Annotated in this window: 14 protein-coding genes; 4 read left to right on the top strand and 10 right to left on the bottom strand. The window is 60.4% G+C overall.

Going from position 1 to position 18943, the window contains the following annotated elements:
- Positions 1 to 98 precede the first annotated feature (98 nt).
- Together EKH80_RS03155 and EKH80_RS03160 are read left to right on the top strand one after the other, a co-directional pair.
- Positions 99 to 1823, top strand: a complete 1725-nt coding sequence (locus tag EKH80_RS03155; RefSeq protein ID WP_158628723.1) for an alpha-keto acid decarboxylase family protein — start codon at positions 99 to 101, stop codon at positions 1821 to 1823.
- Between the two features lie 136 nt (positions 1824 to 1959).
- Positions 1960 to 7470 carry a trifunctional serine/threonine-protein kinase/ATP-binding protein/sensor histidine kinase gene (locus EKH80_RS03160; RefSeq protein ID WP_126683280.1) on the top strand — a complete coding sequence of 1837 codons (5511 nt, stop codon included), beginning with the start codon at positions 1960 to 1962 and terminating at the stop codon, positions 7468 to 7470.
- Positions 7471 to 7495: 25 nt separating this feature from the next.
- On the opposite strand, the gene EKH80_RS03165 is transcribed toward EKH80_RS03160, so the two are convergent.
- Together EKH80_RS03165 and EKH80_RS03170 are read right to left on the bottom strand one after the other, a co-directional pair.
- Positions 7496 to 7816, bottom strand: a complete 321-nt coding sequence (locus tag EKH80_RS03165) for a hypothetical protein (protein ID WP_126683281.1) — start codon at positions 7814 to 7816, stop codon at positions 7496 to 7498.
- 78 nt (positions 7817 to 7894) lie between these two features.
- Positions 7895 to 8872 carry a 3-hydroxyacyl-CoA dehydrogenase NAD-binding domain-containing protein gene (locus EKH80_RS03170; RefSeq protein ID WP_126683282.1) on the bottom strand — a complete coding sequence of 326 codons (978 nt, stop codon included), beginning with the start codon at positions 8870 to 8872 and terminating at the stop codon, positions 7895 to 7897.
- A 240-nt stretch (positions 8873 to 9112) separates the two neighbouring features.
- Between EKH80_RS03170 and EKH80_RS03175 the strand changes: the two genes are divergently transcribed.
- Together EKH80_RS03175 and EKH80_RS03180 are read left to right on the top strand one after the other, a co-directional pair.
- On the top strand, positions 9113 to 10408 hold the full coding sequence (locus EKH80_RS03175) for an NAD(P)/FAD-dependent oxidoreductase (protein WP_126683283.1): 1296 nt from the start codon (positions 9113 to 9115) through the stop codon (positions 10406 to 10408).
- Positions 10409 to 10557: 149 nt separating this feature from the next.
- The gene (locus EKH80_RS03180) at positions 10558 to 10959 is read left to right on the top strand and encodes a potassium channel family protein (protein ID WP_126683284.1); all 402 of its coding nucleotides are present in this window, start codon (positions 10558 to 10560) and stop codon (positions 10957 to 10959) included.
- A 70-nt stretch (positions 10960 to 11029) separates the two neighbouring features.
- On the opposite strand, the gene hmpA is transcribed toward EKH80_RS03180, so the two are convergent.
- From hmpA to EKH80_RS03220, 8 genes are all read right to left on the bottom strand, one after another.
- Positions 11030 to 12217, bottom strand: a complete 1188-nt coding sequence (gene hmpA, locus EKH80_RS03185) for an NO-inducible flavohemoprotein (protein WP_126683285.1) — start codon at positions 12215 to 12217, stop codon at positions 11030 to 11032.
- A 116-nt stretch (positions 12218 to 12333) separates the two neighbouring features.
- Entirely contained in the window at positions 12334 to 13104 is a 771-nt protein-coding gene (locus tag EKH80_RS03190) for an enoyl-CoA hydratase (RefSeq protein WP_126683286.1), read from the bottom strand.
- A gap of 75 nt (positions 13105 to 13179) precedes the next feature.
- Positions 13180 to 14403: a CaiB/BaiF CoA transferase family protein gene (locus EKH80_RS03195; protein WP_126683287.1), complete on the bottom strand. Its 1224-nt coding sequence runs from the start codon at positions 14401 to 14403 to the stop codon at positions 13180 to 13182.
- A 34-nt stretch (positions 14404 to 14437) separates the two neighbouring features.
- The gene (locus EKH80_RS03200) at positions 14438 to 15289 is read right to left on the bottom strand and encodes an enoyl-CoA hydratase-related protein (RefSeq protein ID WP_126683288.1); all 852 of its coding nucleotides are present in this window, start codon (positions 15287 to 15289) and stop codon (positions 14438 to 14440) included.
- A 435-nt stretch (positions 15290 to 15724) separates the two neighbouring features.
- A complete protein-coding gene (locus EKH80_RS03205; RefSeq protein WP_126683289.1) occupies positions 15725 to 16720 on the bottom strand; it encodes a cytochrome d ubiquinol oxidase subunit II in 996 nt (331 codons plus the stop codon).
- Between the two features lie 30 nt (positions 16721 to 16750).
- Positions 16751 to 18142, bottom strand: a complete 1392-nt coding sequence (locus EKH80_RS03210) for a cytochrome ubiquinol oxidase subunit I (protein WP_126683290.1) — start codon at positions 18140 to 18142, stop codon at positions 16751 to 16753.
- A gap of 117 nt (positions 18143 to 18259) precedes the next feature.
- Positions 18260 to 18541 (bottom strand): antitoxin Xre/MbcA/ParS toxin-binding domain-containing protein, encoded by a 282-nt coding sequence (locus EKH80_RS03215; RefSeq protein ID WP_126683291.1) that lies wholly within the window; start codon positions 18539 to 18541, stop codon positions 18260 to 18262.
- Between the two features lie 62 nt (positions 18542 to 18603).
- On the bottom strand, positions 18604 to 18939 hold the full coding sequence (locus EKH80_RS03220; RefSeq protein WP_126683292.1) for a hypothetical protein: 336 nt from the start codon (positions 18937 to 18939) through the stop codon (positions 18604 to 18606).
- Between the last annotated feature and the right edge of the window lie 4 nt (positions 18940 to 18943).

Consider the following 18943-nt stretch of genomic DNA (forward strand, 5'->3'; position numbering starts at 1 on the left):
GTTGGCTCGGTATGTAACCGATACCTTCGTGAATGGGATTCCCCTTGGCCTGCGGCTCAATGGTTCGCCGCATTCCTCCAACGGCCCAGGAGTCTCCCATGGCAAGCAGCACCCAGCGAATGAAGATCGGCGACTTCCTGCTTCGCCGTCTTGAAGAGGCCGGCATTCGACACTTGTTCGGCGTCCCCGGCGACTACAACCTCACGCTGCTGCAGCAACTGCACGACGCGAAGAAGATGAATTGGATCGGCACCACCGGCGAGCTGACTGCCTCGTATGCGGCAGATGGCTATGCACGATTGAAGGGATTGGGTGCGTTGCTTGTCACGAACGGGGTCGGTCCCTTGAGCGCGATCAACGGGGTTGGCGGCGCCTATGCCGAACACGTTCCGGTGATTTGCATTGCCGGCTCGATACCGCTGCGATCCATCGACCGTGGCTTGGGTATGCACCACACCATGGCGGATGGAAATTTCGATCACTTCCTCAATGCGTACAAGCCGGTGACGATCGCGCAGGCGCGGATTACTCCACGCAATGCGGTCGCGGAAATCGATCGCCTGATCCTCACTGCGTGGCGCGAGAAGCTTCCGGTGTACATGGAGTTTCCGTCTGACATCGCTTATCTCGATATCGAAGTGCCTGCCCCACCCCTTATGCTCGCCGAGCCGGCAAGCGATCCGGAGCGGTTGCGTTCGTGCGTTGCTGCGCTTGCGGAACGTCTGGCTGCCGCCAAGTCGGCGGCGATCCTGGTCGACACGGACGCGGATCGGTTCGGCGTTGCCTCCGAACTGATGGAGCTGGCCAACAAGCTGCAGGCTCCGCTGGCAGTGATCAACGCCGCCAAAGGTGTGATCGACGAATCGTCCCCGCATTACGTTGGCATCTACGCCGGCAAGGCCAGCGAGCCGGGTGTGTGCGAGACGATCGAGAGCAGCGACTGCCTGCTTGCCATTGCTTATCGACCCATCGAAGTAACCACGGGCGATTTCTCTGCTTCGCTGCCGGCCAATACGATCCACGCCCGCGCGCACTCGTTGGATATTGGCCATGACAATTATCAAGCGGTGACGCTTAAGGAAGTGCTTCGTGGTGTCATCGATGCCGTTCCGCAGGTCAGCCATCGCGCTCCGCGACGGCTTGCGGCAGCGGCAATGTCGAGCGCCGACATCGATGCCGATGCCAAACTGACTCAGGCCTTTTACTGGCCGGCTATTCAACGCTACCTGCGACCCGGCGATGTCCTGTATGTCGACAACGGCACGTCATTTTCCCTCCTCGGCCTCAGGCTTCCGCCGCGGTGCACGTTCATCGGTTCGATCAATTGGGGTTCGATCGGCTATTCGGTCGGAGCGTTGCTCGGCGCACTGATTGCGGCACCCGAGCGGCGTCATATCCTGCTGATCGGCGACGGTTCGTTCCAGGTCACGGCGCAGGAGCTATCGACCATACTGCGCCATGATCTCAAGCCGGTGATCTTGTTGATCAACAACGGTGGCTACACCATCGAACGCGGCTACCTCGGCAAGACCGAGCCGTACAACGACGTTGCCAATTGGTCCTACGCCGATTTACCGAAAGTGCTTCGTCCCGACACTTCGGCGCGATCGTTCCTGGTCAAAACCGGGGTGGACCTGCAAAACGCCCTTGGCACGCCGAACGACACGTTGATCTTCGTCGAATCGATCATGGATTCCTGCGACGCCCCTGCCCCGGTCACTCGAAGCAGCAACCTGGGCGCCGAGATGGATTACGGCCCGACCGGTCCGCAACACCGCGAAGGTTTGCAGCTACGGCCCGCGAAACCGCAGTTGTCAGCTTGATCGAGACAGAAGACGTTTTTAGAGCACAGGCGGCCTGCGCTTCCGCGCAGGCCGGACCTATTCCACGTCAAAAAAAGGGGCTCCGCCTTTAAATAAATCGTCGGGTGTATTCTGACGGGGCGGCGGGGGTCGGCAAATGGCTACCCATTATTACGAAGAGATATGCGATGGCCTCCAGCCCTTGTGGAAGGATGGCGAACACGTCATCAGCCGAGCACGACGGGCGGCCGCTGGGGGCGACCAGAGGCTGCTCATTGCGCGCCCCGCCGGCGAGCAACCCTCGCCTGCCTGCCTCGATCGGCTCGCTCACGAATTCGAATTGAAGGACGAACTCGACGGCGCGTGGGCGATGCGGCCGCTGGATCTGGTGCGCGATGGCGGTGGGACGATGCTGGTGCTCGAGGATCCGGGCGGTGAGCCGCTCGAGCGACTGATCGGCACGCCCATGGCGGTGGACAGCGCCGTGCGCCTCGCTGTCGGCATCGCCGCAGCGCTGGGCAAGCTTCACCGGCGCGGCCTCGTTCATAAGGATCTCAAACCCGCCCATATCCTGGTGAACTGCACGGACGGACAGCCGCGACTGAGCGGCTTCGGCATAGCCTCGCAATTGCGACGCGAGCGACAGGCGCCGGAGCCGCCGGAGACCCTCGCCGGCACACTTGCCTACATGGCCCCCGAACAGACCGGGCGCATGAACCGCTCGATCGACGCCCGCAGCGATCTGTATGCGCTCGGCGTCACGCTCTACCAGATGATCACCGGTTCGCTGCCTTTTGCCGCGACCGATCCAATGGAGTGGGTGCACTGCCATATCGCACGCAAGCCGGTGCCTCCCTGCGAGCGATTGCAGGACGTCCCTGCCCCGGTGTCGGCCATCATCATGAAGCTGATGGCCAAGACGGCCGAAGAGCGCTACCAGACCGCCGACGGCGTCGAGCGCGATCTGCGGCGCTGCCTCACCGAATGGGAAACGCATGGTTGCGTCGACGACTTTGCACTGGGTCAGCAGGACATGCCCGATCGGCTGCTCATCCCGGAACGGCTCTACGGGCGCGCAAACGAGATCGAGACCTTGCTGGCCTCCTTCGATCGCATCGCCAAAGAAGGGCCGCCGGAGCTGGTGTTGGTTTCGGGCTATTCGGGCATTGGAAAATCCGCTGTCGTCAACGAGTTGCACAGGGTGCTGGTGGCACCACGCGGGCTGTTCGCCGCAGGCAAGTTCGACCAGTACAAGCGCGACATCCCATATGCGACGCTCGCCCAGGCTTTTCAGAGCCTCGTCCGACCGCTGCTCTGCAAGCGCGAGGCGGAGCTTAGCAGCTGGCGCGACGCCTTTGCCGATGCACTCGGGCCGAACGCACGCTTGATGGTTGACGTGGTCCCCGAGCTCAAGCTCATCATCGGGGAACAGCCATCGGTTCCCGTGCTTCCGCCGCTGGACGCGCAACGGCGCTTCCAGCTGGTGTTCGAGCGCTTCATCGGTGTGTTTGCCCGGGCCGACCATCCACTGGCGCTGTTTCTCGACGACCTGCAATGGCTCGACGCGGCCACACTTGATCTGCTTGAGGATCTGTTGACCCGCTCCGATCTGCAGCACCTCATGCTGGTCGGTGCTTATCGCAATAACGAAGTCACGGCCGTCCATCCGCTGATGCACAAGCTCAAGAGCATCAGGGACGCTGGTGGAAAGGTCTCGGAAATCGCCCTTGCGCCGCTCAGACAGGCACATTTGCGGCAGTTGCTTGCAGACGCGCTTCGCTGTGAGCCCGCACACGCTGCGCCGCTCGCGCAACTGGTCCACCAGAAAACCGGTGGCAATCCGTTTTTTGCCATCCAGTTCCTGTCGTCACTCGCCGACGAAGGCATGCTTATCGTTGACCACGATGCTGCCTGCTGGTGCTGGGATCTCGGCCACATTCACGCCAAGGGATATACCGACAACGTCGTCGATCTCATGGTCGCGAAACTGGCGCGCTTGCCGGGCGAAACACAGAATGCGTTGCAGCAGCTGGCGTGCCTCGGCAACGGTGCCGAAACGACGACACTGTCGCTCGTCCTAGGGATGACGGAGGAGCAGGTTCATGCGGCGCTTTGGCCGGCCGTGCGGCTGGAATTGGTCGAGCGCGGCGCAGCCAGCTATCGGTTCGCCCACGATCGCGTGCAAGAAGCCGCGTATTCACTGATCGCCGAAGAGCTGCGCGGCGAAGCCCACCTTCGCATCGGCCGACTGCTGGCGGAGCACACGCTGGCCGGAAAGCGCAGCGAGGTGATCTTCGAGATCGTCAATCATCTCAACCGTGCGATCCCGCTGATCGTGTCACCCGTGGAGCGGGACCAGCTTGCCGAGTTCAATCTGATCGCGGGGCGGCGCGCGCAGGCTTCCATCGCCTACGCCTCGGCGCTCAAGTATCTGGTTGCCGGCGTAGCACTGGTGGGCGACGACGGATGGGATCGTCAACGCGAGCTTATCTTCGCGCTGGAGTTGCATCGAGCCGAGTGCGAATTCCTGACCGGTGCGCTGGCGGCTGCGGACGCGCGCCTGGTGCTGCTGGCAGGCCGCACGAAAGATTCGGTGGAAGCGGCACGCGTTGCGTGTCTGCGCATGGATCTGCACGTGACCCGCGATCAGAGCGACCGTGCACTGGCCGTCGGTCTTGAATGCCTGCGGCATCTGGGCATCGAGTGGTCGCCGCACCCGACGGAAGAGGAGGCGAACCGGGAATATCAGCGGATCTGGTCCACCCTTGGAGACCGGCCGCTCGAGACGCTGGTCGACCTGCCCTTGATGAGCGACCCGGCGTCGCTCGCGACCCTAGATGTACTGGCCAAACTCGGGGTGGCCGCCCTTTATACGAATCCGAACCTGCTTTCCCTGGTCACCTATCGCATGGTCAATCTGAGTCTCGAGCGCGGCAACGCCGACGCTTCCAGTTTTGCCTATGTATGGCTCGGCGTGATCGCCGGGCTGCGCCTCGGCGACTACGAGACCGGCTATCGATTCGGCCGGCTCAGCTACGAGCTGGTCGAACAACGCGGACTGAAGCGCTACGACGCCAGGGTCTATATGATCTTTGGCGGCATGGTCCTGCCGTGGAATAGGCCTGTCCGGTCTGGCCGCGAACTGGTGCGTCGCGCGTTCGAAGCGGCCAACCAAAGCGGCGATCTCACCTGCGCGGCGTACAGTTGCAGCCATCTCAATGCGAACCTGCTTGCCGCTGGTGATCCGCTGGAGCAGGTGCAAGGCGAAGCCGAACGGGGTCTCGCGTTTGCTCAGAAGATGCGATTCGGTGCCTTTATCGATCGCATCGGCGCCCAGCTTGGCCTTATACGCACGTTGCGGGGGCTCACGCCTACGTTCGGCAGCTTCGACGATGCGAATTTCGATGAGCAGCAGATCGAGCGCCGCTTCACCGAGAGCCGGAACTCGGCGATTGCCGAGTGCTGGTATTGGATTTGCAAACTGCAGGCGCGGTTCTTCGCCGGCGACTACGCGGCGGCGCTCGATGCCGCATTTCAGGCGCGACGACTGCTGTGGACATCCCTGACTTTCGAAATCGCCGAATATCACTTCTACAGCGCGTTGTCGCGCGCAGCTTGTTTCGATACAGCGACGATTGATGAGCGACAGGCGCACATGGAGGCTCTTGCCGACCATCAAAAGCAACTTGAGCTGTGGGCACAGCATTGCCCGGAGAATTTCGAGAACCGCGTTGCCCTGGTGCACGCGGAGATCGCCCGCATCGAAGGCCGCGCGCTCGATGCCATGATCTATTACGACCAGGCTATCCGCTCAGCCCAGGCAAACGGCTTTGTGCACAACGAGGCGCTAGCGAATGAGCTCGCTGCGCGTTTCTATTCGACGCGAGGTTTCGAGAAAGTGGCGCGCGTCTACCTGCAGGATGCTCGTGACGCCTATCTTCGCTGGGGAGCACATGGCAAAGCGTGGCAGCTCGAACGGCATTACCCCAACCTCAAGCCCTATGCGGACAATTCGCAGCAGACGGCCACGATCGGTACGCCGATAGAGCAACTGGATCTCGCCACGGTGCTGAGCGTCTCGCAGATCGTGTCGGGCGAAATTGTGTTCGAGCACCTGATCGAAGCGCTGATGCGCACCGCAGTGGAACACGCTGGCGCGCAACGCGGCTTGCTCGTACTTCCGCGGGACGGCGAGCTATGGATCGAGGCGCACGCCGATACCTACGACGGACCGGTCAAGGTCGCGCTCCGCGAGACGCCGATCTCCGCCGCCGAGCTGCCCGAGTCGGTGCTTCAGTATTGCGCGCGTACCCAGGAGAGCGTCATTCTCGACGATGCCTCCGCGCGCGGCACGTTCTCCACCGACGAGTACATTGTTCGCGTGCAGGCACGATCGATCCTATGCCTGCCGCTCGTCAAGCAGGGAGGACTGATCGCCCTGCTTTATCTGGAAAACCACCTCGCCGCCGGTGCATTTACCCCGTCCAGGATTGCGGTCTTGAAGGTACTGGCTTCGCAGGCGGCAATGACGCTGGACAACGCCCGTCTATACCGCGATCTCGCGGAACGTGAAGCGAAGATCCGGCGCCTCGTCGACTCCAACATCGTGGGGATCTTCATCGCGGATATCGATGGCCGGATCACCGAAGCGAATGACGCATTTCTTCGTATCGTCGGATATGACCGTGACGATCTCGTATCGAGGCGTATGCGCTGGCCGGACATGACGCCGCCCGCGTGGCGCGAACGCAATCAAAAGGAGTGGTTGCCCGAGCTCCTAAAGGCGGGGACATTGCAGCCCTATGAGAAAGAGTACTTCAGGAAAGACGGCAGCCGCGTGCCGGTGCTGGTTGGTGTTGCGCTGCTGGACGAGCACGGGGACCAAGGTATCGGATTCGTGCTCGATTTGAGCGAGCGAAAACGGGCGGAAGCGGAGGCGCGCCAATTGCAGCTCGAGCTCGCGCATGCAAACCGCGTCACGGCGATTGGGCAGCTCGCTGCCTCGATCAGCCACGAAATGAAGCAGCCGATCACGGCAATGGCCATCAATGCGTCAACGGGCCTGCGCTGGCTCAATGGCGAGCCGCCCAATGTGGAAGACGCGCGTCAAGCCTTCGATCATATCGCCCGTGACGCAAAACGTGCCGGCGAAGTGATAAAGCACATTCATGGCCTTGTTACAAAAGCCCCCGCGTGCAACGAGCTCGTGCAAATCAACGAGGCCGTTCGCGACGTCATTGCAATCGCGTCCAGCGAAGCCAACCGGAACGGCGTCTCCGTGCGGATGCAGCTGGCAGAACATTTGCCGGTTACCAAAGGCGACCGTGTGCAACTGCAACAGGTGATGCTGAACCTGATCATCAATGCCATCGAAGCGATGAGCACGTTAGACGCAGGACTGCGGGAATTGACGATCAACACCTGCATGAACGAACCGGGTGTCGTTCTTGTGACGGTGCGCGACTCCGGGCCGGGCGTTGCTTCCAAGAACATCGAGCGCCTGTTTGAGCCGTTTTATACGACGAAAGCCGCCGGGATGGGCATGGGGCTGTCGATCTGCCGCTCGATCATCGAAGCGCACGGCGGCCAGATGTGGGCAAGTGAAAACCTGCCTCGCGGCGCGGTCTTTCAGTTCACGCTGCCGGTCTATCCAGCCGTTTCAACGTAAACCGGCCTCCGTCCAGGGCTACGCCTTACATGATAGTCGGTCGGCGGGCGTTCGATGCCGGTCGAAGTGTCGACATCCGCTTGATAACCCTGGCAGTGCGCGGCTGGGTCTGTTTCCGTCTTGCCTTCCAGAGTGGTGCAACGAAACACCGGTCCCACTCTGCTTTTTGCGCGGCGCGCCGCTGCGAGTCGTCATAGGCAGAAACCAGCTCGTAAACCACGCAGCTCTGATCGCCACCGTCTTTCGGGTCGATATACACGGCGTGCTCGTCGGTGGAATCGTACTCCGCGTCCGTTATGCTAAAGCCCGTGCCATCGAAATCTTCGCTCCACGATTCGTTTTTCATGGTTGACCTCTCTCTCCGGATGGCGAGCCGGCGAATAGCGCGCCGGCTCGCTTGCCGTTTCATACCAAAGCGCCGTGCTCATGCAACTGACGCACCAACTTCGTCCTGCGCAACCCGCGAGTCTCGTTTGCGCAGTTCAAGCAAGCCGAGCAGCAACTCATCCCGCTCCGCCTCCAGCTCCTTGATGGAGCGCGATCCGACCTCGGCATGAACGCTGTCAATCAGTTTTGCCTGCACTTCCGGCGTCAGCACCGGCGTGCCAAGCGTCTTCCACCAGGCCATCATCGGGCCGCTGAACTGCTGAAAGAAGTGCTCGATGCCGCCCGGACCGCCGCCGAGATGGTTGAGCATCATGTTGCCCATCAAACCCCAACGCAGGCCCGGGCCCCAGCACAAGGCAGTGTCGACGTCGGCGGCGCTCACCACACCCTCGGTGACCAAGTGATAAACCTCGCGCGCCAATGCCGCTTGCAGCCGGTTGGCGACGTGGCCCGGCATCTCCTTGTTGACCCGCACCGTCCGCTGCCCGATCGCCGTATAGAATTCTTCTGCGCGGCGAATCGTTTCCGCAGAAGTCTTGGCGCCGCCGACGATTTCGACCAATGGAATCAGGTGCGGCGGGTTGAACGGATGGGCGATCAGGCAACGCTCGGGGTGCGCCGCGGCGCCCTTCTGAATTTCACTCATGGTGAGCCCCGAAGAGCTCGACGCAATGATCGCATCGGGAGCCATCAGCTGGTCGAGTTGCCCATAGAGCTTCTGCTTGAATTCAATCCGCTCGGGACCGTTTTCCTGCACCAGGTCCGCGCCCACGACCGCTTGCTCGAGCACGGGCGTAAACGTCAGGTTCGACCGCGAGGCTCCAGGCGACAGGCCCAATCGCGTGAGGGCTGGCCAGGCGTTCTCCACGAATTTCCTCAATGAGGCCTCCGCGTCCGGCGCGATATCCGTCGCGACGACGTGCAATCCCCTTGCGAGAAAAAGCGCGGTCCAGCTTGCGCCGATCACACCCGTTCCGATGATGGCGATGCGGCGGATGGGCTTGGTGTCGGTCATGTGATTTCTCCAATGTGTTGGTGAGACTTCGGCATAGGCAATGCCGGCGAGATTGTCGTGGGCCATGGATAGCCACATTAACCAGCAAGCGATGCGCGCTCCATTGCACGATGGTGTTGATTACACCTTCGTATTAGTGGGAGGTGATGTCGTGCAAAACCAATTCCAAAGTGCAATGGCGGCTGCATTCGGCACAGCTTAAATTGATTCGAAGACCAACGTTCCACATGGGTTATTGCCATGAAACAGCCAACTCGTATCGTCATCGCAGGCGGCGGAATCGCCGGAATTCTGCTTGCAACCAAGCTCGGCGACCAATTGGGCCGAACGGGTGATGCCACCGTAACCCTGATCGACCGCAGTCCGACGCATATATGGAAACCGATGTTGCACACCATCGCGGCGGGAACGCGCAATGTGAACCAGCAGAGCGTCATTTATCTCGCCCATGCGCGTCGACACGGCTTCACGTATCAACCGGGAGAAATGTGCGGCCTCGACCGGGAGCGTCGCGAAGTGCAGCTCGCAGCGATCAATACGCAAGAGGGCAATTTGCTGATCGAGCCGCGGGCCGTTCCATACGATGTGCTATTGCTGTGCCTGGGCAGCCGCGCGAACGATTTTGGCACGCCTGGCGTCAGGCAGCATTGTCATCTCATTGACAGCCAACAGCAGGCGGAAACATTCAACGTCGCGTTGCGCGAACGTGCTCTTCGCTGCGCCATCAAAGACGAGCAACTTCGCATTGCGATTGTGGGCGCAGGTGCGACGGGGGTCGAGTTATCGGCCGAGCTAAGTCGTCTTTTTGAAATCGCTGCCGGCTATCGCGATTCCACGATCAGGGAAAGGATGAGTCTGACGATTCTTGAGGCGGGACCACGCGTGCTTGCGGCCTTTCCACCGGAGATCTCGTCAGCGAGCCAGCAACGTCTTGAAGACATCGGTTTTCGCGTATTGACCTCGACGTCAGTCTCGTCAGCGGAACCGGGCGGCTTTCGGTACGGCGACGGGAAACTTGCCGAAGCGGATCTGATGGTATGGGCTGCTGGAGTCAAAGCACCGGATTTCATGAAACAGCTAGGCGGACTGGAGACCAACCGAGCGAACCAGGTTGTAGTGTCGGGCACGCTACAAGCGCTGCACGATGAGAGCATTTTTGCTCTCGGCGATTGCGCCGCCCTGACGCCAGAAGGTGCGCAGCGACCGCTTCCTCCTACTGCGCAAGTGGCTACTGAACAGGCCGAGCACCTCGCGCTCCACCTGCCGGATTGGCTCCGTTACAACAGGCCTGTTCCCTGCTTCCAATTCCAGGATTTCGGATCGCTTGTGTCACTGAGCGACTACGACGCGTTTGGCAGACTTGGGCGCGTCGGCTTTTTTCCTGGAGGGCTCATTCGAGGACGACTCGCTCAGCTCAGTCACGTCATGTTGTATCGACGTCACCAGCTGGCGCTGCACGGCCTTGGGAGAGCGACGCTGCTGTGGATGGCGGAGCAGATCAACCGACTTGCTCAACCAGGTATTCGACTCGCCTGAGGGCTGCACTTTTTTGCCATACCACGCCATGAAATTCCGCTTCGCCCGCGAAAGCCGCGGCTGAATGGGTGTCGGCCGGAAGGGCGGGAACGGATCGGCTTCATGCTACTTGGATGGTGCCCACGGAATTCATCTGCGAGGGTCGAGACATGAACAACGATACTAGCGATGATCGTCGCACCCGGATTTCGCCACGCACAGCCGTTGCTGAAATCGCCAAGGTTCTATGGCATCTGCGCGGCATCCTTGCCATCCTCCTTGTGCTTTTCGTCTTGTTGTCCATGGCCATGTATTACGGCGGAGGGACCGTTGATACGATCACCCGAACCCGATCATCGCCAGGCGAAACGTTCTATTTTTGCATGGTCACAGCATTGACCATTGGCTACGGCGACGTCGTGCCAACCACCATACTCGGCCGGATCATCGCAGTCTTGCTTGGCCTGCAAGGTGTGTTGATGACGGGGGTGATTGCCGGTTCTACGGTGTACGGCATCCAGGCAGCTGCCCAACGGGAGGGTTTGGGGAGCGCGCACAACCGCGACGGCTAGCCTCAACGCTGCCGCTGATGTGCTGTCAACGCAATTTGGCCGACCAAGTTATGGCCGGCCAAATCACACCTCAGTTCAATTCTTCAGCGGGTCCGAAGAACTCGTATCGGCTTCTATCCTCGGGCACACCCAGTTCGCGCAACGACCGCTTGATGAAAGCCATAAAGGGCTTCGGTCCCAGGAAATAGGCGTCGAAGTCGCCGCCGGCGGGAAGCCATTGTCGCAGCTGCTCCAGGGTCGGGCGACCTACCCCATCCGGGACAGGCGCCCCACCCAGTTGAGCCTCTTCATAGACGACGTAGGATTTAAACTGTGCAAAACGAGCACTCCATGCCTTGAGCACATCGGTGAAGGCATCCACCAGCGCATTGCGTGCATAGTGAATGAAAATGACATGCCTTTCGCCGCGGCTCAAGGCGGCCTCCGCCATGGCCAGCGTTGGTGTGATACCCACACCCCCACTGATGAGTACAAGCGGTTTGCCACTTTCGTTGAGGGTGAACTCGCCGGCAGGCGGAAAGACCTGCAGGATGCCTCCCTCAGGCACTTCGTCGTGGAGGAAGTTGGACGAGACGCCACTGGGCTCGCGCTTCACGCTGATCCGGTAGCTACACCCGTTGGGTGCAGCCGACAGCGAATAGTTTCGGCGGATTTCCGAGCCATGCACGCACAGGCGTAGGCCGATGTACTGGCCTGGCTTAAAGTCGAGCACCGGACCGCCATCGACCGGCTCCAGATAGAACGAGCAGACCTCGGCACTCTCCTTGACTTTGCGGGCCACGCGGAACGCTCGTGCACCTCGCCATCCGCCTGGCGCACTCGCCAGTGCATCGTAAGCTTTACGCTCGGCGCCCATTAGAATATCGGCAAGCTGTTGATAGGCCACTCCCCATGCTTCGACGACCGCGTCGGTCGCGACCTCCGGGCCTAGCACCTCCCGAATGGCACGCAGTAGACAGGTGCCCACGATCGGGTAGTACTCGGGCAGGATTTGCAGTGCAACGTGCTTGTTGACGATTCGCGCGGCAAGCGGGCCGAGCGCTTCGAGATGGTCGATGTTACGCGCGTACGTGAGAACGGCCTCGGCAAGCGCGCGTTGCTGGGAACCGCTGGTTTGGTGAGACTGGTTGAACAGCGGGCGCACCTGCGGATACCCCTGGAGCATCAGCTTATAGAAGTGTTTGGTGAGTGCTTCGCCGCCTGTTTCCAGCAGCGGAACAGTGGCCTTTATGATGTCGCGTTGAGCGTTGGTTAGCATAGGTATCTACTTCGTGAGCGAGCCGCGCATGGGCATCCACAGCGCGATGACTGTGTTGCGTGAATCCGGCTTTAGAGGGATGACGAACGCCGCGAGTACGAACTATTCCGCCGTCACTACACTGCGCTCTTCGCAAAATGGGGCGCACGCTTCTCCAGGAAAGCCGTAAGCGCTTCCTTGGCGTCTGCCGAGACCACCTGCTCAAAGAACACTTGGTTTTCATTCTTCATGGCTTCTTTGATTGGGCCAATCGAAGCCTGCTTCAGAAGCTGCCTGCTCGCCTGCAACGCGCTGCTCGGCTTTGCCGCCAGCTTCTCTGCCGTTGCAGTAGCAGTGGCGAGCAGGTCACCGTCAGGCACCACGCGAGTCACCAGGCCCAACTCCGCCGCATGCTGGGCGGTGAAAGGTTCTCCGAGCAGGTACAGTTCCGCTGCCCGGAGATAGCCCGCGCGCGCCGGTATCGAATAGCTCGAACCGAATTCCGGCACCAACGCCAGATTGATGAACGGCAATACGAATTTCGTGCTCTCACCCGCGTAGACGAAGTCGCAGTGGGTCAGCATCGTGGTTCCTCCACCGACCGCCGCGCCTTGCACGGCCACGACGATCGGCTTGCTGAAGGCGACCAGCGCATCCATCAGGATGCCCTGCGGGAACGCGTTCGGCCCGGGGGGATGATGGAGGAAATCCACGACGTCGTTGCCGGCGCAAAACGCGCTTCCGGCACCATGCCATAGCACGACTCGGATTGCGTCGTCCTTGTCGGCTTCGTTGAAGATCTCGGCCAGGCTCGTGTACATGTCGTTCGTCATCGCGTTCTTCTGGGCCGGACGATTGAGCTGGACGCGCAAGATCGCGCCGGAACGCTCGGTAATGATGTCGCTCATGGGTTGTTCCTCGTTTGTCGCTTTTCGATGTTTACAGGTGACGCATCAGCGCTACCCGCCTTTCGAGATGATGGTTTAGGCCGCGCGATCTTTGGCTTTCGGCACCGCCCCACTCGTGCGCAGCGCCTCGATGCCCTTCGCGTCAAATCCCAGGTCACGCAGGATCTCTTCGGTGTGCTCACCCAGATCGGGCGCGCGCCGCGCCGGCACCTTGTCAACGCCATGCACCTGGATCGGACTGCTGATGGTCGTGGTCAGCTTGCCGGCGCCCTCGATCGGCACGGTGATCCCGTTCAACGCAAGTTGGGGATCGTTGATCACCTCCTGCGGCCCGCGGACCTCGCCGAACGTGACGTGCACGCCGCCGAACACTTCATGCCAGTGCGCCATCGGCTGTGAGGCGAAGAGCTCGTCGAGGATGGCCGCGAGAATCGGCATGTTGGCAATCAGCTTCGCGGGATCCGTGAACCGCGGGTCCGTAAGCAGGTCCGCTCGGCCGATGGCGCTCGCCACCGCAGGCAGTTTGTCGGGCGTGATGACTAGGACGAACCAGGCGCCGTCGGCCGACTGATAAACGTTCATCGCGGCGTTGGCCGGATGCTTGCGATCGTGCATCGGCGGAAACGTGGCGCCGACGAGCGCGCCTTGAATGGACACACTCGCCGACCACACCCCCTCGGCGAGCAGCGAGGTCGTGACATACGATCCCTTGCCGGTCTTCTCGCGCCGATAAAGGGCCGTGACGATCGCCGAATACAAGCCCATGGCCGTGGCGTTGTCGCCACTACCGCTCACCGGCCAGGTTGGCGGTGCACCGGCGTCGCGAGTCATCGACAGCAGGCCACTGCGCGCCCAGTAGGCGGTGAGGTCGAAGCCCGGGAGGGTGGCGTCCGGCCCTTTTTCACCGAAACCCGTCAGATCCGCGTAGATCAGGCGCGGATTCCACGCCGCCACGCTATCGTATTCTAGTCCCAGCTTTTTGCGCGCCGGGTGCGGTGTGTTGATGATGAACACATCCGCCCACTTCACGAGCTCTTGTACGACCGCTTGAGAGCTCGGAGATTTCAAGTCCAGCGTGATGCTGCGCTTGTTGCGGTTGGCCAGATGCCACGCGTAGGCCTCCTCGGAATTCGGTAGGACCGGAAGCTTGTGGGCGTATCGCCACGCGTCACCAGTCGGCGGCTCGACCTTGATTACGTCGGCGCCGAAATCGCCGAGGACCACCGCGGCGCCTGGAGCGGCGACGTAGCTCGAAAAATCCAGGACCTTCAGGCCCGAGAAAATGTTGTCATTGGACATGGGATTTCTCTCAGTGAGTTGCGTTACGGCTGCTTCAGCGGTCGCGGAACTGGGGCGCACGTTTTTCGAGGAAGGCGGACGTGCCCTCCTTCTTGTCTTCCGTCCCGGCGCACAGCCCGAAGTAGGCGGCTTCGATGGCGAAGCCCTCGCTCTGAATCCCATTCAATCCTTGGTTTACCGCGTCGAGCGATAGCTTTATGCCGATAGGCGCGTTCGCAGCGATCGTGTTCAAGATGGCTTCTGCACGCGCAATGAGATCGGCTGCAGCAACGACTTCGTTGACTAGCCCGATGCGATAGGCCTCCTGCGCGCTGATGACGTCTCCGCAAAGAATGAGCTGAAGCGCGCGGCCCTTGCCAACCAGGCGCGGCAGTCGCTGCGTGCCGCCACCGCCGGGAAGCAATCCCAGCTTGACCTCGGGCTGGCCGAACTTCGCGTGCTCGGCGGCGATGCGAATGGTGCATGCCATGGCCGTTTCGCAGCCGCCGCCGAGTGCGAAACCGTTGATCGCCGCGATCACCGGCTTGCCCAAATTTTCGATCAGGTCGAGCACTCCCTGCCCGAAGCGGCTCGACTGCTCCGCTTCGACTGCGGTCGCGTGCGCAAGCTCGCTGATGTCGGCACCGGCGACAAATGCCTTGTCGCCCGCGCCGGTAAGAATGACGCCGCGCACATCGGCGGAGTCGCGCGCTTCCTCGAAAGCCGTTCGCAAATCCTTCCATGTCTGCGCGCTCAGGGCGTTGAGCACCTTGGGCCGGTTGATGGTCACATAAGCGATCGCGCCACGCTTCTCGTACTGGACGTTGGCGAGCGTCAGTGCTGTTGTCGATGCATCGGCAGGCGCTGCCGTGGGCGAAGTTACGGGTGTGGATGTTGTCGATGACATGTTGATCTCTCGTTCTAGCTTGCGCACCGGCGTAAAGCGCGCCGGCACGCTTGCGTTCCCATGAAGAACTACTTTAGGCGCCGACCGTGATCGACTCTATTGCACGATGGTATTGGCGATACTTTCGTATCGTCGTTGAGCAATGTCATGGAACTCGGTGGATTGATCGATTCAAACCAGTTGCGTTCCGTCATGGCATAGCAGGCAATGCCATGCGGCCTGAGCATGGCTTGATCCGTAGACCTGCACTTTGCGCGCCAGGCTCATACTTGCATTCGCACGGAAGGTGCATGCGCCGCAGCGCCGGCGCTATCGCTTGAGCAAATGCACCGTGTCGCCATCACGCATTTATCGACGGTGGATTGCCCGGGCAAAGCGGCATACGTGACGTCAATGGCCATCGCCTCGCTGGTCCGAGGCGATGTGCGTGTTCATCTAGTGTTCGGCAGAAATCACTTTCCCGCTGAAACTTTGATACTGATAGACGTTATAGGTAATCATGATCGGCAAGACCATGCCGATGCCAAGCAGCATGAATACCAAAGTGCTGCTGTCTGATGCCGCGGCCGCTACGGTGAGGTGGCCTGGCACGAGATCGGGGAACAAGGAGACAGCAAGCCCGATAAACGATGTCAGGAAAAGCACCCTCGATCCATTGAACGGACCATAGTCGCCACCCTTGGCTATGGAGTAGACGACATAGCAGGACACGGCAGCTGCGATAACGCCGAGGAAAATAAGCACATGAAATACGCCTGGGTCTGTCCAGCGTGCGCTTCCAACGGGACTGATGACACGGGTGCCGATCGTTACGACAATCGCGCAGCCCACCGTCGCGCACAACGCAATGATGGAATACATGCGCGCTGTGCGTTGTAGCCAACCAGCGGTCTTCCTCACCAACCACGTGGCACCAAGCAACGCGTAACCGGATACCACGCCAATCACCGTGATGAAAACAAACCCGAGACTGAGAGTGCCCGCCTGTAAGCCGGTAAGCAGTTTGCCCAGAACAATGCCTTGGGCTATGGCCGCTAGCAGGCTACCCAAACCGAAAACCCGGTCCCACAGCAATTTGTACTTAGGCCCCGCAGCATGCCGGAATTCAATCGCCGCACCACGCATGATCAGGCTGGCAATCAGCAACATGACCGTGCCGTAGAGATTCGATAGCAGCATGGCGTAGGCCGCCGGAAAGGCGCCAAATAAGGCGCCCCCGAGAGCTACGAGCCAAGTCTCGTTGGCACCCCAGACCTGTCCGATCGATTCGATCATCATATTGCGATCCGTCTCGCTCTCCCGCGGGCGAAACAGGCTGAGAATGCCGACGCCCAGGTCAAAGCCATCGGTGATGACGTACAAGATGAGCATGAGTCCGAGCAGACCGAACCATGCATGCATCAACAAACTCTCGGTTACAGCGTTATTCATGACTATCTCCGGTTGAACGGCACGGCGGGATCAATACCCAATCGCTGTGGAGTTGGGGTCGGCGCGCTTTGGATCGGCAGGTGGCACAAGAGTCAGATCGGGCCCCTGCTTTAGCCACTTGCGCGCAAAAATGAAGAACGACGCCGCCAGCACTACGAAGAACATGGCGAACATGACGATGCTTGCACTCACTGAACTGGCCGGCACGTTGGATACGGCATCCTTGGTTCTCATCAGGCCGTAGACGACCCATGGCTGGCGACCCACTTCACGGACGATCCATCCGCACTCCACAGCGATATAGGGCAAAGGAATCGCCAGTACCCAGGCAAGCAGCAATTTGCGTTGCGCCAGGAGTGCGTCGGGCTGCCGCCGCGATTTGTACACGGCGTATGAAGTCCAGAACGCCAAGCCCATCAGAAGAAAACCGACGCCCGCCATCACGCGAAATGCGTAGTAAAGCAGTGGCAACATCGGCGGTTGATCGGCTACGGCAAAATCGGTCAGTCCCTTCACCTGGCCATGTGGCGAATGCGTCGCCAGCATGCTCAGCATGCCTGGTACTTCGAGCGACCAGTCATTGGCTTGCTTCGCCTGGTTGGGCCAGGCCAGCAGCGACCAGTCCGCACCCGTTCCTGGCGCGTTGGTATGCCAATGCCCTTCGATAGCAGCTCCCTTGGCGGGTTGCGTGGCAAATACATCATAACCACTTCCGTCGCCCAGCCAGATTTGAATGGGTGCCACAATGGCCAACAGCACGAGCGCAAGCTTGAACGAGTGCAAAAAGAAATCCGAGTTGCGGCGCTTCAACATGTAATACGCCGAGACGCCCGCTACCACGACAAATCCGGTTTCAAGCGCAGCGAACCACATATGCGACACGCCCCATGGCATATCGGGATTGAAGATGGCACTGACGTAATCGGTTACAGCCAGCTTGCCATCCACGACGGAAACGCCGGCGGGCGTCTGCAGCCAGGAATTGGCCACCATGATCCAAAACACCGAAATCGATGAGCCAAGCGCCACCATCGTCGTGGCAAAAAGATGCACACCCTTGGACACGCGTCCCCAGCCGAACATCACAATGCCGAAAAAGCCGGCCTCCAGCATGAAAGCCATCGCGCCTTCGAATCCGAGTATGTTTCCGAAAAACTGCCCGGCGTACTGGGAAAACCTCGCCCAATTGGTTCCAAACTGGAACTCCAAGGGAATACCCGTTACCACGCCGACGGTAAAATTCAGCAGCAGCAACTTGCTCCAGAAACGCGCGTGCCGATACCAGACGATATTGCCCGTGCGCACCCAGAGCGATTCCACGACGCACAAGTAAGCGGAAAGGCTGATCGTGAGTATCGGCCAAAGGATGTGAAAGATGGTCGTTAGGGCAAACTGGCCGCGCGCAAGGTCCAAAGCTGACATGTCGGTTACTCGATCAATGGGGGAAAGCGAAATCCCGGCGGAACTGGCGCAGCATTCGATGGTGCACAACAGCTTCGCTGGGGGCGCGGGATCGCAGCGGATGATCGGTGGGCGGCGCTACTCGTCTTGGTCAATGCCGGCCATCAAATCCCACACGCAATCCACATCGCCATCGGCCAGTGCTTCGTACGGCGACCTGCCGCCCAGGCGACGTTGCCGAGAGCACATCCAATGCGCAGCCCGGTCACGGTTGCCCAGTAGCTGCAAGGCCATGGTTGCGATCGTGGATGCGTGCCGTTCCAGCACGTCAAAAGCCTGTCGCCTGACCTTTTCGCGAAACGCATCGGCCGCGGCGACGTCGGCCGCCAATTCTTCGAAGCTGCATAATTGCTCGTACATCGCAATCTACCTCTGTTTGTGTTCCTCGTCCTTGCCGATACCCGTCTTTCCGGCGCGACTCCTCAGCTGCGATCTCCACAGCAAATGGCTTTCAGGAATGCGACCACCGCATCCGTCCTGCCCTGCTCCACGAGCTGTCGCGCCGAAAGATTGCCCAGTTCCGCAATGGGCACGTGGAAGTACCAGGTGATGACTGCGGCCATGTTTGGCTCAACCAGCCGCGCAAGCTCCAGGACTGTGTTGACGATCGTGCTTTGTAGCGTTGCCATGGCGGTCACCTGTCGGATGATGGTCATCCTCGTGAGCATCAAAGCAAAATCTGCGCGCCGATTTGATTGCCCATTGGTATCGGTCGATACCATCGTATGCCGCGCAAGATGGGCATCTTGTCGATGCATGGGC

Origin of the sequence: Dyella choica, from assembly GCF_003977665.1 — a bacterium.
In the GTDB taxonomy this organism is placed as follows: domain Bacteria; phylum Pseudomonadota; class Gammaproteobacteria; order Xanthomonadales; family Rhodanobacteraceae; genus Dyella_B; species Dyella_B choica.

Bases quoted from the DNA above. Each gene is read 5' to 3' on its own strand.
- EKH80_RS03155 (WP_158628723.1), top strand. From the start codon at position 99: ATGGCAAGCAGCACCCAGCGAATGAAGATCGGCGACTTCCTGCTTCGC.
- EKH80_RS03160 (WP_126683280.1), top strand. From the start codon at position 1,960: ATGGCTACCCATTATTACGAAGAGATATGCGATGGCCTCCAGCCCTTG.
- EKH80_RS03165 (WP_126683281.1), bottom strand. From the start codon at position 7,816: ATGAAAAACGAATCGTGGAGCGAAGATTTCGATGGCACGGGCTTTAGC.
- EKH80_RS03170 (WP_126683282.1), bottom strand. From the start codon at position 8,872: ATGACCGACACCAAGCCCATCCGCCGCATCGCCATCATCGGAACGGGT.
- EKH80_RS03175 (WP_126683283.1), top strand. From the start codon at position 9,113: ATGAAACAGCCAACTCGTATCGTCATCGCAGGCGGCGGAATCGCCGGA.
- EKH80_RS03180 (WP_126683284.1), top strand. From the start codon at position 10,558: ATGAACAACGATACTAGCGATGATCGTCGCACCCGGATTTCGCCACGC.
- hmpA (WP_126683285.1), bottom strand. From the start codon at position 12,217: ATGCTAACCAACGCTCAACGCGACATCATAAAGGCCACTGTTCCGCTG.
- EKH80_RS03190 (WP_126683286.1), bottom strand. From the start codon at position 13,104: ATGAGCGACATCATTACCGAGCGTTCCGGCGCGATCTTGCGCGTCCAG.
- EKH80_RS03195 (WP_126683287.1), bottom strand. From the start codon at position 14,403: ATGTCCAATGACAACATTTTCTCGGGCCTGAAGGTCCTGGATTTTTCG.
- EKH80_RS03200 (WP_126683288.1), bottom strand. From the start codon at position 15,289: ATGTCATCGACAACATCCACACCCGTAACTTCGCCCACGGCAGCGCCT.
- EKH80_RS03205 (WP_126683289.1), bottom strand. From the start codon at position 16,720: ATGAATAACGCTGTAACCGAGAGTTTGTTGATGCATGCATGGTTCGGT.
- EKH80_RS03210 (WP_126683290.1), bottom strand. From the start codon at position 18,142: ATGTCAGCTTTGGACCTTGCGCGCGGCCAGTTTGCCCTAACGACCATC.
- EKH80_RS03215 (WP_126683291.1), bottom strand. From the start codon at position 18,541: ATGTACGAGCAATTATGCAGCTTCGAAGAATTGGCGGCCGACGTCGCC.
- EKH80_RS03220 (WP_126683292.1), bottom strand. From the start codon at position 18,939: ATGCATCGACAAGATGCCCATCTTGCGCGGCATACGATGGTATCGACC.